At 65.4% G+C, this 14,896-nt stretch carries 15 protein-coding genes and 1 pseudogene; 5 read left to right on the forward strand and 11 right to left on the reverse strand.

Annotated elements, in window-relative coordinates:
* Positions 1–247 precede the first annotated feature (247 nt).
* Positions 248–1,363 (reverse strand): chromate efflux transporter, encoded by a 1,116-nt coding sequence (gene chrA, locus AW272_RS24335; RefSeq protein ID WP_245657696.1) that lies wholly within the window; start codon positions 1,361–1,363, stop codon positions 248–250.
* Between the two features lie 521 nt (positions 1,364–1,884).
* Between chrA and moaA the strand changes: the two genes are divergently transcribed.
* Both moaA and AW272_RS24345 read left to right on the forward strand, forming a co-directional pair.
* Positions 1,885–2,868: a GTP 3',8-cyclase MoaA gene (moaA, locus tag AW272_RS24340; protein ID WP_066369403.1), complete on the forward strand. Its 984-nt coding sequence runs from the start codon at positions 1,885–1,887 to the stop codon at positions 2,866–2,868.
* Between the two features lie 5 nt (positions 2,869–2,873).
* Positions 2,874–3,297: pseudogene (locus AW272_RS24345) on the forward strand (molybdenum cofactor biosynthesis protein MoaE).
* A gap of 2 nt (positions 3,298–3,299) precedes the next feature.
* Here AW272_RS24345 and AW272_RS24350 read toward each other — a convergent pair.
* The 6 genes from AW272_RS24350 to AW272_RS24370 all read right to left on the reverse strand — a co-directional run bounded on the left by AW272_RS24350 (position 3,300) and on the right by AW272_RS24370 (position 6,615).
* Entirely contained in the window at positions 3,300–3,992 is a 693-nt protein-coding gene (locus tag AW272_RS24350; protein WP_245657697.1) for a GNAT family N-acetyltransferase, read from the reverse strand.
* Positions 3,989–4,327 carry an ArsR/SmtB family transcription factor gene (locus AW272_RS40950; RefSeq protein WP_083958614.1) on the reverse strand — a complete coding sequence of 113 codons (339 nt, stop codon included), beginning with the start codon at positions 4,325–4,327 and terminating at the stop codon, positions 3,989–3,991. Before AW272_RS40950 ends, AW272_RS24350 begins: the two co-directional genes overlap by 4 nt.
* Positions 4,328–4,368: 41 nt before the next feature.
* A complete protein-coding gene (locus AW272_RS24355; RefSeq protein ID WP_245657698.1) occupies positions 4,369–4,770 on the reverse strand; it encodes an arsenate reductase ArsC in 402 nt (133 codons plus the stop codon).
* Positions 4,771–4,772: 2 nt separating this feature from the next.
* Positions 4,773–5,837, reverse strand: coding sequence for an ACR3 family arsenite efflux transporter (gene arsB / locus AW272_RS24360; protein WP_066369407.1), 1,065 nt, complete (start codon positions 5,835–5,837; stop codon positions 4,773–4,775).
* 23 nt (positions 5,838–5,860) lie between these two features.
* The gene (locus tag AW272_RS24365; RefSeq protein WP_245657699.1) at positions 5,861–6,145 is read right to left on the reverse strand and encodes an ArsR/SmtB family transcription factor; all 285 of its coding nucleotides are present in this window, start codon (positions 6,143–6,145) and stop codon (positions 5,861–5,863) included.
* 128 nt (positions 6,146–6,273) lie between these two features.
* Entirely contained in the window at positions 6,274–6,615 is a 342-nt protein-coding gene (locus tag AW272_RS24370; protein WP_066369410.1) for an ArsR/SmtB family transcription factor, read from the reverse strand.
* Between the two features lie 104 nt (positions 6,616–6,719).
* Here AW272_RS24370 and AW272_RS24375 point away from each other — a divergent pair, with 104 nt between their 5' ends.
* Together AW272_RS24375 and AW272_RS24380 are read left to right on the forward strand one after the other, a co-directional pair.
* Positions 6,720–7,307: an arsenate-mycothiol transferase ArsC gene (locus AW272_RS24375; protein ID WP_245657700.1), complete on the forward strand. Its 588-nt coding sequence runs from the start codon at positions 6,720–6,722 to the stop codon at positions 7,305–7,307.
* A gap of 68 nt (positions 7,308–7,375) precedes the next feature.
* Positions 7,376–8,806: an AlbA family DNA-binding domain-containing protein gene (locus tag AW272_RS24380; protein WP_157518740.1), complete on the forward strand. Its 1,431-nt coding sequence runs from the start codon at positions 7,376–7,378 to the stop codon at positions 8,804–8,806.
* On the opposite strand, the gene AW272_RS24385 is transcribed toward AW272_RS24380, so the two are convergent.
* The 4 genes from AW272_RS24385 to AW272_RS24395 are packed head-to-tail and all read right to left on the reverse strand — an operon-like array spanning position 8,803 to position 12,030.
* Positions 8,803–9,153 (reverse strand): ArsR/SmtB family transcription factor, encoded by a 351-nt coding sequence (locus tag AW272_RS24385; RefSeq protein WP_066369416.1) that lies wholly within the window; start codon positions 9,151–9,153, stop codon positions 8,803–8,805. The two genes, AW272_RS24380 and AW272_RS24385, sit on opposite strands and share 4 nt — an antisense overlap.
* Before the next feature lie 30 nt (positions 9,154–9,183).
* Positions 9,184–10,395 (reverse strand): MFS transporter, encoded by a 1,212-nt coding sequence (locus AW272_RS24390; RefSeq protein ID WP_066369585.1) that lies wholly within the window; start codon positions 10,393–10,395, stop codon positions 9,184–9,186.
* Positions 10,392–10,658 (reverse strand): hypothetical protein, encoded by a 267-nt coding sequence (locus AW272_RS42320; RefSeq protein WP_157518741.1) that lies wholly within the window; start codon positions 10,656–10,658, stop codon positions 10,392–10,394. Before AW272_RS42320 ends, AW272_RS24390 begins: the two co-directional genes overlap by 4 nt.
* A 10-nt stretch (positions 10,659–10,668) precedes the next feature.
* Positions 10,669–12,030, reverse strand: coding sequence for an FAD-dependent oxidoreductase (locus AW272_RS24395; RefSeq protein ID WP_066369418.1), 1,362 nt, complete (start codon positions 12,028–12,030; stop codon positions 10,669–10,671).
* Positions 12,031–12,537: 507 nt separating this feature from the next.
* On the opposite strand from AW272_RS24395, the gene AW272_RS24400 reads away from it, so the two are divergent.
* Positions 12,538–14,892, forward strand: coding sequence for a molybdopterin-containing oxidoreductase family protein (locus AW272_RS24400; protein WP_218011032.1), 2,355 nt, complete (start codon positions 12,538–12,540; stop codon positions 14,890–14,892).
* Positions 14,893–14,896: the final 4 nt, after the last annotated feature.

A 14,896-nucleotide genomic window follows, 5' to 3' on the forward strand; every position in this document is an offset into this window, starting at 1 on the left:
GTGTCGAGTAGATGGTTAGTTCGGCCGCCAGTGGCAGATCTGCTTGGAGGCGGGCCTCGCGCCTATGCGTTTGTAGAACCGTCGTGCCGCCATGTTGGCTTCGCCTACGGCGAGTGTGTGGAGCAGACTGCGAAGGTAACGGCTTCGCCGGGGGGCATCTCGGATAGTCGGTGTGGCGGCGCTCGCTCGGCAATAGGGCAGGCGGGGACGTCGCTCATCAGAACCTCTGATGGTGTGCGGGCGTGGGTCAAGTCAGGAAGGTGTGCGCCAGGCCGATGGCGGCGCCGACGGCGATGTACCAGGCGTTGTTGAGCTTGGTCTTCCATAGCAGCCCCAGGGTGACCAGTGCGATCGCGGCGGTCAGGGGATCGATGATGGCGGTCTGTCCGAGCTGGAAGGACACCCCGGCCATGAGGGCCAGCGCGGCGACGTTGAGGCCGTCCAGCAGAGCGGAGGTCCACGCACTGGAGCGGAGTTTGTCGGTGAGTTTGGTGAGCAACGCGACGAAGACGAAGGACGGCAGGAAGATCGCGACGGTGGCCAGGAATGCGCCCATGGGGCCCGCGACGACGTAGCCGATAAATGTGGCCGTGGTGAACACGGGGCCGGGGGTGACCTGGCCGCTGGACACGGCGTCGATGAGTTGTTGACTGGTGATCCAGCCGAGCCGGTCGACGAAGTCACCGCGCAGGAAGGCCAGCAGCACGTAGCCGCTGCCGTACAGGACGGATCCGATCTTCAGCGTGGTGAGGAATAGTTGGGTGAGCTGACCGCCGGTCGGATCAGGGAAGACCGGCGTGCCCATGCTGAGCAGAGGCAGCGCCACCAGCCCATGTGCGGCGTCTCGGCGTCGCTGCCGCACCATATGGGCTCCCGCTGACAGCAGCGCACCCGCGGCCAGCACGAGTAGTTCGTTGATCCCGAGCAGATAGGCCGAGAGAGCGGCGAGGCCCAGCACGGCGAGCCACCAGCTCTTGATCACCGTGCGAAGCAGACCGACGAGCGCGTGCGCGATGATCGCGATCACTGCTGGGACGATCCCGTACAAGATGCCCGCGACGGCGGGCGTCGCCTCGTAGGTGACATAAGCCCATGCCAGCACGGTGACGATCAGCGCTGCGGGGACGATGAAGCAGACACCGGCGGCCAGCAGGCCGCGCCAGCGGGCGCGGTCATAGCCCAGGTGGATGGCCAGCTCGGTGGAGTTGGGGCCGGGGATGAGATTGGTCGCGCCCATGAGGTCGACGAAACGCTCGTCGCTGACCCACCCGCGGCGGCGCACCAGTTCATCGCGCATCATCGCGGTGTGCGCGGCAGGACCGCCGAAGGCGATGGTGCCGAGCTTGAGGAACAGCAGCGCCACCTCCAGAGATGCACGCCAGGAAGTACCCGTCCTGCCCTCCTGGCGTGCATCTGGGTCTTCGGCTTGGGCACTGGTGAAGTGATCGTCTCCCATCGTCACCCCTCTGCTACTCAGCGCGCAGCTTGTCGGGAGGTATGCAAGATCTAAGACCGAAAGCCTGAACGTGGTTCATCACCTGGCACTGGGCTTCGCCTTTGGCCTTGGGCGCAGCTTCGCATCGTGCAGCTACCCGAATGTCATTGTGCCGCTTGCGTCCGCGAAGCTCCTCCAATGCGGTCCCGGCTGCAAGATCACGGGTAATGATCGCGCCCTTGCCGTCAAGGGCTCGTACGTTTACGGCCGCACTCGCAAGGTTGCCGTCCTCACAGCAGAGATCTGGACGATGGCGTAGCGCGATCCCGTGACTAGTCTTCGGGACGCCTCGCCAAGAGCCCCAAGGTGGGTGGCTTGCGCCCTACAGATCATCTACATTGACGAAAGTAAAAATAGATATATGCCGATCTGACAGTGAGGGATTCTGGGTGTTAGCCGACTCGTTCGGGCGAGTGGCGACCGACTTCCGTGTGTCGCTCACCGATCGCTGCAACCTTCGCTGCACCTACTGCATGCCCCCCGAGGGGCTCGAATGGCTCGCCACGCCGGAGCTCCTAACGGTTGAGGAGATCGTTCGGCTCGTGCGTATCGGAGTCGAGGTGCTGGGGATCCGTGAGGTGCGCTACACAGGCGGGGAACCGCTGCTCCGGCGCGAGCTCGTAGAGATCGTCAAGCGCACGTCCGCCTTCGGCGTTGAGATCTCGCTGACCACCAACGGCATCGGGCTTTCCCGCCTGGCCCAATCGCTGGCCGACGCTGGACTCGCCCGCGTCAACGTCTCCCTCGACACCTTGGATCGCGAGACATTCATCAAGCTCGCCCACCGCGACCGACTGGTCGATGTCCTAGACGGACTTTCCGCAGCTGCCCGAGCAGGGATAACGCCAATCAAGGTGAACTCCGTGCTCATGCGCGGGGTGAACGATCACGAGGCGGTGCCGTTGTTGCGGTACTGCCTGGACAGGAACTACGAGCTCCGCTTCATCGAACAGATGCCCCTCGATGCTCAGCACGGATGGACTCGCGAGGAGATGGTCACGGCGGACGAGACGCTCGCCCGTCTCGGTTCGGAGTTCTCCCTGTCGGAGTCCGACCCGCGAGATCGAGGCTCGGCGCCGGCGGAGCAGTTCCTCGTCGACGGAGGCCCGGCCAGCGTGGGCGTGATCGGGTCAGTTAGTCGGCCGTTCTGCGGCACCTGTGATCGCGTGCGGTTGACGGCCGACGGCCAGATCCGCAACTGCCTGTTCGCGATGGGGGAGACCGACCTTCGAAGCGCTCTCCGCGCCGGAGCCACCGACGCTGAGTTAGCTGATTTGTGGATCACGGCTGTACGCGGCAAACGGCCTGGCCACGGCATCGATGATCCGACGTTCCTTCAGCCTGCCCGCCCGATGTCCGCGATCGGCGGCTGATCTCTGTGGACGCGATCCGATTGCTCGCGATCCGGGACGTCCCGTTGTCCGTCGACGAGGTCTTCGCCTCCGTATCGGATCATGCGGCTTGGAGGAACCGCTCTGTTCGTGGGGACCGTCCGGAGTGAAGACGAAGGCAGGTCCGTGACGGAGTTGTCGTACTCGGCACATCCAACCGCTGAGGAACAACTGCGACGCGTGGCGGAGCAGGTCGCCGCCGACTTCTCGTTGATCGCTCTGTCGGCGGTCCACCGTGTCGGTGACTTGGCCCTTGGCGAGATCGCGGTGATCGTGGCGGTGGCGAGCGCGCATCGTCAGGAGGCGTTCGCCGCCTCCCGGCGGCTCATCGATGACCTGAAGCACGAGGTGCCTATCTGGAAGCACCAGCGATTCACCGACGGTGAAGTCGAGTGGGTAGGCACCTGCTGACGTCACGGCTCCAGCTGACGGGAGCGGTGCCTTTCAAGTGCGGGCGCCGATCGAGGGCTCCGACGTTCGATCAGGATGACGTCACGCCAGACCCCGCGGTGGCAGCCGACGCGTTCTCTCGTGCCCAGACGGCGGAAGCCGACCGACTCGTGAAGGGTCAGGCTGGCGGTGTTCTCTGGAAACACGCCTGACTGCACCGTCCAATATCCGAGATCTTCGCTGGCGGTGAGAAGCGTCCTCAGCAACGCCCTGCCGATGCCCAGTCCTTGACGTCCGGGATGCACGTAGACGCTGTGTTCCACGACGCCGGAGTACACCGGCCGGGATGACGTTGCGGAGACGGCGATCCAGCCGGTCACCTCGTCCGTCACGGCATCGGCGGCGACGTACCTCAGAACCGGCAGCCGGGAGGTGCTGAACTGCTCCCACGGCGGTGCGCTGGTCTCGAAGCTGGCGTTGCCGCTGTCCAGACCGGCCTGGTAGATGCTGAGGATCTGGCCAGAGTCGCGGTCCTGCATCGGGCGGATATGCATGCCGGCACCGATCCATGGCTTATGGGCAGTGGCCCGGCCCGGGGTGAACTCAAGGTCGATGAAGCCCGCCTTGTGGAGTTCATGCGCCGAAGGGATGTCGGTGGTTATCACGAGCTGGCCGCCAGGAGGCAAGGCGTGGAACGCGTCGTGGACGGCGGTCATGAGCAGCCAGATGTGTCAGGTGCCGGACGATTGCCCATCACAATGTCCGCCGCCATCGGGAAGCAGTTCAGCCAGCGCTCATTGATCCGATACAGGCGGGTGGTGCCTTGCGGTTCGACCACGACGAAACGTACTTCGGAGAGCAGCCTCAGATGGTGGGACACCGTCGGTTGCCCCACCCCCGATGCGGCTACGACCTCATTAACCGTCATGGGCCCATGGCGCCGGGCGAGGAGAGACACGATCTGAAGGCGCGTCGGATCAGACAGCACCTTGAACCAGGTCGCGTACTCCTCGGCCTCGGCTCGCGATAGTTGATCTGCGTTCTCTTCCATCGAACATCGACGATATTCGATTGAGTGGTGCTCTGAAAGGGTCAGTCGGCCGCGGGCAGAAGCTCTGCGATGAGCTTTTCGACGCGGGTACGGATCTCGTCGCGGATTTCTCGTACGGCTTCGATGCCCTTCCCGCTCGGGTCGTCGAGCGACCAGTCCTCGTAGCGTTTGCCGGGGAAGATGGGGCAGACGTCGCCGCAGCCCATGGTGATGACGGCGTCGGAGGCCTCCACGGAGTCGACCGTGAGGATCTTGGGCTGCTGGTTGGAGATGTCGATGCCGACCTCACGCATCGCCTCGACCGCGACGGAATTGATGCTGTCGGCGGGGGCTGATCCGGCCGACCTGACCTCGATCCGGTCACCGGCTAGGTAGGTCAGCCATCCGGCGGCCATCTGGGAACGTCCGGCGTTGTGTACACACACGAAAAGGACGCTGGGCATGTTCATGATCCTTGCTGATAGAAACGGCGGCGTGCCCACAGGGACACGTACACGAGGCCGACCAAAACGGGGACCTCGATCAGCGGGCCGACCACCCCGGCGAGGGCCTGGCCCGAGGTGACGCCGAAGACGCCGATGGCGACGGCGATGGCGAGTTCGAAGTTGTTGCCCGCGCCGGTGAAGGCGAGGGTGGCGGTTCTCTCGTACGGCAGGCCGATGCTCTTGCCGAGTGCGAAGCCTCCGGCCCAGACGATGGCGAAGTAGGCCAGCAGGGGCAGGGCGATCCGGGCCACGTCGCCGGGCTGCGAGGTGATCGTGGCGCCCTGGAGGGCGAACAGGATCACGATGGTGAACAGCAGGCCGTACAGGGCGATGGGACCGATCTTCGGCAGGAATCGTGACTCGTACCAGTCGCGGCCTCGGGCGCGCTCGCCGATCTTGCGGGTCAGGTATCCCGCCACGAGAGGGATTCCGAGGAAGATCAGGACGCTGCGGGCGATGTCCCAGGTAGAGACATCAAGCGCCGTTTGGGGCAGGCCGAGCCAGCCGGGGAGCACTTCGAGGTAGAACCAGCCGAGTCCGGCGAAGGCGATCACCTGGAAGATCGAGTTCAGGGCCACGAGCACGGCTGCGGCTTCTCGGTCGCCGCAGGCGAGATCGTTCCAGATCAGCACCATCGCGATGCAGCGGGCCAGGCCGACGATGATCAGGCCGGTGCGGTACTCCGGCAGGTCGGGCAGGAAGATCCAGGCCAGCGCGAACATGACGGCCGGGCCGGCGATCCAGTTGATGACCAGGGACGCGATGAGAAGCCGCCGGTCGCCGGTGACGGTGTCGAGGCGGTCGTAGCGCACCTTGGCCAGGACGGGATACATCATCAGAAGCAGACCCAGGGCGATCGGCAGGGAGACCTTGCCGATCTGGATCGCGTCGAGGGCGTCGTCCAGTCCGGGAACCAGACGGCCGAGGAGTAGCCCCAGGGCCATCGCGGCGATGATCCACACCGGAAGGAATCGGTCGAGTGTGGAAAGCCCGCCCATGGGCGGCACGGTGGTGGCGCTCGGCATGGACCGCTTTCGATTGGTGCTGGTCATGACGCGGTGGCGTGTACGCGGGTGAGCAGGGCGTAGAGAGCAGCGCCCTCGGGAGAGGCGCGGTAATAGACCCAGGCGCCGCGTACTTCCGAGGTCAGGAGACCCGCCTCGTCCATCACATTCAGATGGTGACTGACCGCGAGATCGCCCAGGTCGAGGGCCGCGGTGATGTCGCAGACGCAGGCTTCGCCCTCGGCGTGCGCCAGGACGAGGCTGAGCATGCGAAGCCGTAGCGGATCAGCAAGGACCTTGAGCCGCCGGGCCAGATGCTCGGCGGCCACGTTCGGTAGGGGCGGGCCCGGCGTGGAGTCGCCGCATCCGTCTGACGGAAGGATGAGGAGCTCTCGCCAACGTATAGACACACATCTATCTTTATAGACGTCTATCTATTTGTCCAGCGAGCCGCTCGTCACGGCAGGAGGCCTCGAAGGACGTCAAGGCGTTCTGGGACGATCGCGTACCAGGCCCACTTGCCCCGCTTGTCGCGGGTCAGAAAGCCGGCATCCACGAGAACCTTCAGGTGGTGACTGATCGTCGGCTGGGTCAGATCGAGCGCCTCCGTTAAGCCGCACACGCAGGCCTCGCTGGACGGACTGCCGCTGATCATGCTCAGAAGTTGGAGCCGCGTGGGGTCGGCGACGGCCTTGAGCGCGGTCGCCAGCGTCTCGGCCTCCTTGCGGGACAAGGGTTCCCCGACGGTCATCGACACGCAGTCGTCCGCGATGGATTGATTCCCGTCTATCAGTTCCATGAGGCCAGTGTAGGTAGCTGTACCGGGGCCGGAGGATGTCGTTATATTGCATAGACGCTCATCTATGTGAGGTAGGAACGATGGAAATCCACGACCCCGCTCCGGTGCTGGGACGCATCTCCGCCCGGCTGGTGCCACTCTTCCTCGGTGTCTTCTCGGCTGAAACCGTCCAGCGCTTCGTCATCGAGTCCCATCGAGCTCTTGCCGAGACGGCCCGCGTGCGCGATCACCTTCCCAACCTGGCTGAGAAGCTGGCCGAGGAGCGTCTGACCGCGCTCGCCCAAGCCGACGGCCTCATCGCGAAGCAGGTCTACGAGATCCTGTTCGTCTGCACGCGCAACGCCGGCCGATCGCAGCTCGCCGCCGCGCTGATGGACCACTACGCGGCAGGTCGGGTTCATGTACGGACGGCGGGGACCCGGCCCGCCTCTGAGATTGAACCGGCGGTTGAAATCGTGCTCGCCGAGCGTGGGCTTGAGATCGCCCGGGAGTTCCCCAAGCCGCTGACGGATGAGGTCGTACGGGCGGCTGACGTGGTGGTGTCGATGGGGTGCGGGGATGCCTGCCCGGTCTACCCAGGGCGGCGCTACCTGGAATGGACCCTGCCGGAGATCAGAGAGACGACCATCGCCGTGGTCATGGACCTGATGGTCCGTGACCTCCTGGACGAACTAGTGCCGTCGCCAGCCTGATTGTCCTATTCATATTTCGTCGGGACTCTCCCATAGCCTTTTCTCAGGAGTCGTGGTGGCTCCGATGTATGAGAAAAGGCTTCTTGATGATCTATAGCAGTCGTCGCCTTGAGACGATTTTCGGGGCTCCGCTCGATCAGGTGACGTATCAGCAGATCGCTGACCTGGTGGGAAAGGCTGATGCGCGAGAGGCGGAGGATCTCGACTACAAACGGGACTATGCCTCGGGAGACAAAGAGGAGAAGGGCACCGAAGACATCGCGGTCGATGTTGCGGCCTTCGCGAACCACATTGGCGGTTTGATCGTCGTCGGCATGGCCGAGGTGGGCGAGGTGCCCAGCGCGCCACAGGACGTGTCGCTGTCCGGATGGGAAGCGCGGATCATGAAAGCGGTGGCTTCCCGCGTGCATCCTCTTCCGCGTGTCGAATGTCGCGGGGTTGCCAATCCCGATGCGCCCGACAACGGGTTCATGCTGATCTCGGTGCCTCTGAGCTCGATGGCCCCGCATGCCGTTTCTACTCCCTCCAAGCGGGAGGCGGGTCTCCGCTGGCCGCGGCGACATGGGACCGGGAAAATCTGGCTGAGCGAATCCGAAATCGCCGCCGCCTATCGCAAGCGCCTCATGAGTCCTTATGACCAGGAGGCGCGGGTCCGGCAATTGGAGAAGAACGCCGCCAAGGTGGCCGCAGCGGGGGTGACGAAGAAGCAGTTCCCGCTTCCGCTGCTCATCGTGTCGTTGGCTCCTGACCAGCCGGGCGATCTTCTACTCGATAACCGCACCCTGAGTGACTTCGGTAGGAGCGCGAAGCAAGACATCGTCATGATCGGTGGCAACACCACGACCTTTGAGGGCCACTATCTGGTACACCGATGTCTGGTGGCCGATACCGGTGTCGGCACGACGCGTACCTTACGCGTTCAGCTGTACACCGACGGAGCTGCGACCTTTTCCATGAACCTCGGCGGTATCCGAGAGGCGGCCGACCAGTTGAACATCGCCGTTCAGGACGGCGAGGTCGTAGCCGGGGTTACGAGTGCGCTGCGCTACATGGCGAGACACGCGCGCGACCGAGTGGGTGTCCACGGAGGTGTCACGGCCAGAGTCGCACTGCTTGCCGATGTGCATCTCTACCCGGAGATCTTCGCGACAAAGAGGCAGTTCAGCCAGTGGCCCTTCAGCATCCCAGACGCCGCGCGTCACGCTCTCACTTTGTATAGCGCCATGCACTGGGTCCAACTGATTTTGGTGAGCAAGCAGAGCATGTCGTTTGGATACGGAGAGGCGTATCTGATGCTCGACGAACTGGCTGACGACGGTCAACCACTAGCTCGTGCATCAGCACGGCTGGTCAACGATCTTTTTCAGACCTATGGTCTCGCCGAGAACCACCAGATTCGGCAAGACGGGTCACTCGATCCGGCCGCTTGGGGGCGGGATTGGGACACGATCGGAAAGTGGGCGCGCGAGAGCGGAGTTCCGGTCTTGGGCGAGTCTTAAGCCTTGCCCGCCGAATCCGCCAGCGGTGTGAAGATCGCCCCTAGCCGGGCCACCGTCTCGGGGATCACGCGGTAGTACACCCACGTCCCACGCCGTTCGCCGTCGATGAGGCCAGCGGTTCGCAGGACCTTCAGGTGGTGGGAGATCGTGGGGGCGGTGAGGTCGAAGGCGTCGGTCAGGTCACAGACGCACGCCTCGCCACCCTCGTGGGAGCCGATCATCGACAGCAGGCGCAGGCGAACCGGATCGGCCACAGCCTTGAGCAGTGAAGCCAGAACGACGGCGTCCTGCTCCGACAGGGGCCCACGGGTGAGCGGCGGACAACACTCGATCGTCACGGCGGTCATGGCGGCTCCCTGCTTAGATGTCGTTCGAAATTATAGTCGCGCGTACCCGAAGAGTGAGAAAGCCGCGATTCCGCACAGTACCGACACCACGACCAGGATGACGGTGTAGCCCGCCGCCTCAGCTCCGGCGAAGGCGGCCAGCGGAGCGACGGCCTTGGCCGCGACGGAGAAGAAGGCCAGTCGTCCCGAGAGTGTCGCGTAACCGGTGGTGCCGTATCGCTCGGCGAGCAGGTGAGGCCGGGTGATCGTGCCTACACCGAATCCGATGCCGAACAGCAGCACGCACCCGATGGCTCCGGCGGCGGTGTGGCCGACCACGGGCAGCAGCACTGCCCCCACTGCCTGCACGGCGAAAACGACGCCCGCGATCGGCGCTGCCGCCCAGCGTCGCCGTAGGCCCGTAGTCACCACTCGGCCGGTGACGGACAGCACCCCGAGGAGGCCGGCCACGGTAGCGGCGAACAGCGGTTGGTGACCGAGGTGGATCAGGTAGGTGACGAGCAGGACGCTGATCATGGCGACCGCGCCGCCATTCGCGGTGAAGGCAACGACGAGCAGCCAGAAAGGACGGTGTCGTACGGCCTCGCGGGTGGTCGCGGCTCGTTCGGCCGGTCGATCCTCGTTGAGGCGTCCACGGCGGAGGACCAGCGCATGTAGGGGGACGGCGGTCAGGCCGTACAGGACGGCCAGGATGATCAAGGCTGACCGCCAGTCGAAGGACGACACGAGCAGGCCGGTGAGCGGGAGGAAGATCGAGGAGGCGAAACCGGCCACGATCGTGACGGCCAGGAGCGCGTTCGCGCGGGCCGGCCCCTCGAACCAGCCGACGATAATGGCGAAGGCCGGTTCGTACAAGACCATCGCGGAGGCGACTCCGAGCACGATGAAAACGGCGTAGAGCTGGGGCAGGTTGCTCACCTGGGACCAGGCCAACAGCGTGAGAGCGCCCAGGGCCGAACCTATTGTCATCAGCCCTCGTCCACCGTGGACGTCGAGGACCCGGCCGACGAGCGGGGCGCACAGCGCTCCCGTCAGAACGGAGGCGGTGAGGGCACCGGCAACCTGTGGAGTCGTGACGTCCAGGTCTTGGGCCATGGGGCCGAGCAGGACGGAGAAGGCGTAGTAGAGCGCGCCGTAGCCGATGGTCTGAGTGATCGACAACGCGGCGACGATCATCCAGCCACGGCGTAGAGACAGGCCGCCGTCCGTTTCGAGAACGGCGGCCGTGCGTTCGTCACTCATGACCGGGTGCACCCGATGAGGGCTCGACCCGCCGGAGTGGTTCGCCATGTTCCCTGCGATGCCTCGGTCACGAAGTGCTGGGCGTGGAGCCGCCATGCGAGGGTTCCGGCCATCCGGGAGATCGCCCGTGGGTAGCCCGGGTTGGTGCTACCGGGTCTGGCCTCGATGAGGCCTGCGGCCAGCTCGGTCGTGGACATGGGTTCCGCCCGACAGATCAGGCGTAGGGCCTCGCGCTGCGGTTCGGTCGGGTGTCCTTCGGACATGGTCTGCTCCTCAGCCGCAACAGCCGCCGCCGTCGGAAGGGATGGTGGCGAGCACGAGCGGGGTGCCGAGCAGGCCGCCGCTCACGCCGGTGGTCAGGCCGACGCGCTGTTCCTGGGTGTCGGCGAGGTTGGAGGAACAGACTCCCGTTTCGGGAAGGTCGAGCTGGACCGAGTGCGCCGCCTCCCAGTCTCCGGCGATGGCGGCCACCACCGAGCGCACCTGCTCGTAACCGGTGGCCATCAGGAACGTGGGAGCCCGACCGTAGCTCTTGACGCCGACCGCGTAGTAGCCCGGTTCGGGGTGGGTGAGCTCGTCGACGCCATGAGCCGGGACGGTGCCGCAGGAGTGGGCGTTGGGGTCGATCAGCGGCGCGAGGGCGCGGGTGCTCCCGAGGATGGGGTCCAGGTCGAGGCGCAGCTCTTCGGCGATTGAGTGATCGGGCCGGTAGCCGGTGGCACTGATGATGCGTTCGGCCACGACGGACTGTTCGTTGCCCAGCGGGTCGCGGCTGATGACCTCCACGCCGTCGGTGTGGGCGTTGACCCGGTGGGTGAAGAACCCGGTCACCAGCTGGATGCGGCCTGAGGTGACCAGGGTGTGAACACGGGTGCCGAGGGCGCCCCGGGCGGGCAGCGCGTCGGCCTCGCCTCCGCCGTAGGTGCGGCTGGCGTTTCCGGCCCGAATGGCCCATGTGATCGGGGTGTCCTTGAGCTGGGCCAAGGCCAGGAGAGTGGTCGCGGCCGAGTGACCTGCGCCGACGACCAGGGTGTGGCGGCCCTCGTAGTGGTCGCGGTCGACGCCGAGGACGTCGGGGAGGGCGTGGTCGATCAGCTCGGTCACGGTCTCCTCACCGAAGGCGCGCAGGCCGCTCGCGCCCAGGACGTTCGGGCTGGTGTAGGTCCCCGATGCGTCGATGACCGCACGGGCCCGGATCTCCCGGCCGTCCGTCAGACGCAGGACGAAGGGGGCCGACTCTCGGCCGCTGGTACGGACCTTGTCGTAGCCGAGTCTGCTGATCGCGCTGACCTCGGCGTCCACCTGGATCCGGTCGCCGAAGAGCTTGCTCAGTGGGGCGAGGTAGTCATCGACGATCTCCGCGCCGGTCGGGAGCCAGTCGCTGTCAGGAGCTGTCCAGCCGTCCGCCTCCAGCAGACGCCGAGCGGCGCTGTCGATGTTGTAGCGCCACGGGCTGAAGACCCGAACATGGCCCCACTTCGCCACTGAGGCGCCGACCTTCGAGCCGCTCTCCAGGACGACGAAGTCGACCCCGCGTTCGGCGAGGTGTGCGGCGGCGGCAAGCCCGACGGGGCCGGCGCCGATAACGGCCACGGGGAGGCTGTTGTGGTCTGTGTCGAGCGGGGCCTGGCTCATGATGCCCACCTTGTTTAGAAGACTGTCTAATCAGTATCAGCTTCGCCCTTGATTAGAAGTCTGTCAAGTTAGACGCTCATCTATTCTGTAAGACGGTGTGGCGAGACCGGGGACAGCCCGAAGATCCTCAAGAGCGGGCCGATCTCTTAGGGGCAGGCCGACCTACCCCTGGCACCAAGATGCCGGGCAGGTTGCTGCCGTGACGATCGCTTTCGCCTGGTGAATCCGACATGAGATCAATGCGGTGACCCCTCAGTGATCCCTAGTGGAGTTCAGGCTGCGGAAAGCGCCTGACTCGTCTGAACGCTGAATATCCCGCGTTAGGAGCTTCCGCCGATGGATCAGGAAACCCGTGCCCAGGAAAGCGACGGCATCACGCGGCGCGGATTGCTGCGTGGTGCGATGGTCGCCGGTGCCGCTGTGGGCGGTGTTGCAGGACTCGTCCCACCGGCGGCTCAGGCGGCGTTCGCGGCCGCTCCTCCAACGGACCTGACCATTGGGTCTTCCATGCCGGACTTCACGGTCGGTTCGGCCGCGCTCACCCCCGACCGGGTGGTCAACGGCGCCTGCCAGTTCTGCAACAGCAATTGCCGGATCAAGGTCGCCACGAAACTGGGGAGGGTCCTGGAGATCCGCGGGGAGGAGAAGGACCCGGTTCAGGAGGGCAACCTGTGCGTCAAAGCCCCGATGATGACCGAGCTGCTCTACAACCCGCTGCGCCTGACCACTCCGCTTCGCCGGGCCTCCGGCCGGAAGGGCGACCCGAAGAGCCGGTTCGAACCTGTTTCCTGGGATGACGCGCTGGACACGATCGCGCGCCGCTGGCTGGCCCTGCGCGACGCGGGTGACGCCAAAGCCATCGCGAACCGGACCAGCGGGCGGCTGCCCCGAGGCACTGGCTCACTGGCCGGCCGGGTGTTCGCTCTTCTAGGAAGCCCCAACGACACCGACGTCGGTCCGGTGTGCAACGACGCCGGAGGCAACGCCCTGGCCACCACGTTCGGGCTGGGCAACTTCACCAACGGGTATGGCATCGACGGTGCGACCGGCAAAGAGGACTTGGGGGCGTCGAAGTTCTTCCTCTTCTTCGGCACCAACCAGGCCGAGACCCACCCGGTGACCTTCGCGCACTTACTCCGCGAACGGAAACGCACGGGAGCGCGTCTGGTGGTGGTGGATCCTCGGAGCACGCCGACCTCCGAATTCGCCGACAGTTGGGTGGCTCCGAAGCCACACACCGACTTCGCGCTCGTCCTCGGCATGCTGCACCACATCATCACGACGGACCGCCACGACAAGGCCTTCGTCCAGAAGTGGGTGCTCGGCTTCGAAGAGCTCCGCGCGCACCTGGTGCAGAAGGGCTACACGCCGGAATGGGCGGCCGGTATCACCGGTGTCCCGGCGAACACGATCCGCCAGCTGGCCGTCGACTACGCCACGGCGCGACCGGCCGCGCTCTTCTGCAACGCGGGGATCTCGCACCAGCTCGGTGCGTTCGACACGTATCGAACGCTGACCATGCTGGCAGCTGTGACCGGCAACATCGGGGTGCCGGGCGGCGGGTGCAACTTCATGCACAACACCTGGCCCGGGGGCCTGAACCTGCCGCCCCTGAAGGTGACTCCGCCGGAACGCGGCCCGGCGCTGCCCGTGGGACCGGACACCTTCGCCGAGTCGATCCTCACCGGCAAGCCGTACCGACTCAAAGCGGTGATGACCGAGGGAAATCCGCTGGTCAGCTCGGCTAACACCAGCCGGGTACGGGAGGCGTTCTCGAAGCTCGACTTCTACGTCTACACCGGCCTGTTCATGGAAGAGGCCGCCTACTACGCCGACATCATCCTGCCCGTCTGCAGCGGCCTGGAGTTCGAAGGCGTCTATATGCGCCGCGACGACCGGGCTATCCGCTGGCAGGAAGCAGCTGTCGAACGAGTCGGTCAGGTGCGCTCTGACACGGAGATCTGGATCGACCTCGCCTACGCGCTCGCGCGCAACGACAAGCGGCGTCCCAGCTCCTTCTGGACGGATGCCTTCTCGAAGACGTGGCGTGACTACGGCAAGCTGTGGGACACCTTCGTCGCGAACACACCTGGCATGGGCGGCATGACCCGAGAGCGGCTCAAGGCTCGGGCGGAACCGTTGAGGTGGCCGTGCCCGACCCCGGACCACCCGGGAGTGAGCACGCTCTACCTGGATCACCCCAGCTGGTATCAGGCGGCCGAATCACTGGGACATCGAGGGAAGCGGTTCCTCACCGCGAGCGGAAAGATCGAGATTTATACGCCTGACCTGGAACAACGCCTGGCTCCGAGCGGTCATCACGCGCTGCCGTCGTTCTACACCCACCCCGAGGTCACCGGCGCGCACCCCACCATCGCCTACGACGATCGCTACATCACCAACCCGATCAATCCCCATGCGCTCACCCATCCGGTGCGGCTGGGCGTCCCCGGTTCCAGCGCCGTGCACCGCAGATTCCCGTTGATGGGGATGACCGGACGGCCGAGTGTGGTCCACTTCGCGTCGGTGACGCACTGGACGTCAACTGGCAAGCGGCTCAACGGTGTGCGGTTGGTGCAGATCCACCCCGCCACCGCTCGAGGCCTGGGCATCGCAGACGGGGACGAGGTCGTCGTCGAGAGCCCGCGCGGGTCCGTGACCGCCACCGCTCTGCTGGACGAGGGCATCCGCACCGACACCATCTACCTGCCCAACACCTTCGGCCCCGCCCAGCAGGTCGGCGATCTCTACGACGACCCGCGCTACGAGGCGGCGAACACCCTCATCGACGATCATCTGTACGACAACCTCTCCGGCCAGCAGGCGTACAAGTGCTTCGCCTGCCGGGTGAGCAAGGCGTAGCGGC

The organism is Herbidospora mongoliensis (assembly GCF_001570545.1).
Classification (GTDB): domain Bacteria; phylum Actinomycetota; class Actinomycetes; order Streptosporangiales; family Streptosporangiaceae; genus Herbidospora; species Herbidospora mongoliensis.

Bases quoted from the DNA above. Each gene is read 5' to 3' on its own strand.
- AW272_RS24350 (WP_245657697.1), bottom strand. From the start codon at position 3,992: ATGACCGCCGTCCACGACGCGTTCCACGCCTTGCCTCCTGGCGGCCAG.
- AW272_RS40950 (WP_083958614.1), bottom strand. From the start codon at position 4,327: ATGGAAGAGAACGCAGATCAACTATCGCGAGCCGAGGCCGAGGAGTAC.
- AW272_RS24355 (WP_245657698.1), bottom strand. From the start codon at position 4,770: ATGCCCAGCGTCCTTTTCGTGTGTGTACACAACGCCGGACGTTCCCAG.
- arsB (WP_066369407.1), bottom strand. From the start codon at position 5,837: ATGCCGAGCGCCACCACCGTGCCGCCCATGGGCGGGCTTTCCACACTC.
- AW272_RS24370 (WP_066369410.1), bottom strand. From the start codon at position 6,615: ATGGAACTGATAGACGGGAATCAATCCATCGCGGACGACTGCGTGTCG.
- AW272_RS24380 (WP_157518740.1), top strand. From the start codon at position 7,376: ATGAGAAAAGGCTTCTTGATGATCTATAGCAGTCGTCGCCTTGAGACG.
- AW272_RS24385 (WP_066369416.1), bottom strand. From the start codon at position 9,153: ATGACCGCCGTGACGATCGAGTGTTGTCCGCCGCTCACCCGTGGGCCC.
- AW272_RS24390 (WP_066369585.1), bottom strand. From the start codon at position 10,395: ATGAGTGACGAACGCACGGCCGCCGTTCTCGAAACGGACGGCGGCCTG.
- AW272_RS42320 (WP_157518741.1), bottom strand. From the start codon at position 10,658: ATGTCCGAAGGACACCCGACCGAACCGCAGCGCGAGGCCCTACGCCTG.
- AW272_RS24395 (WP_066369418.1), bottom strand. From the start codon at position 12,030: ATGAGCCAGGCCCCGCTCGACACAGACCACAACAGCCTCCCCGTGGCC.
- AW272_RS24400 (WP_218011032.1), top strand. From the start codon at position 12,538: ATGCCGGACTTCACGGTCGGTTCGGCCGCGCTCACCCCCGACCGGGTG.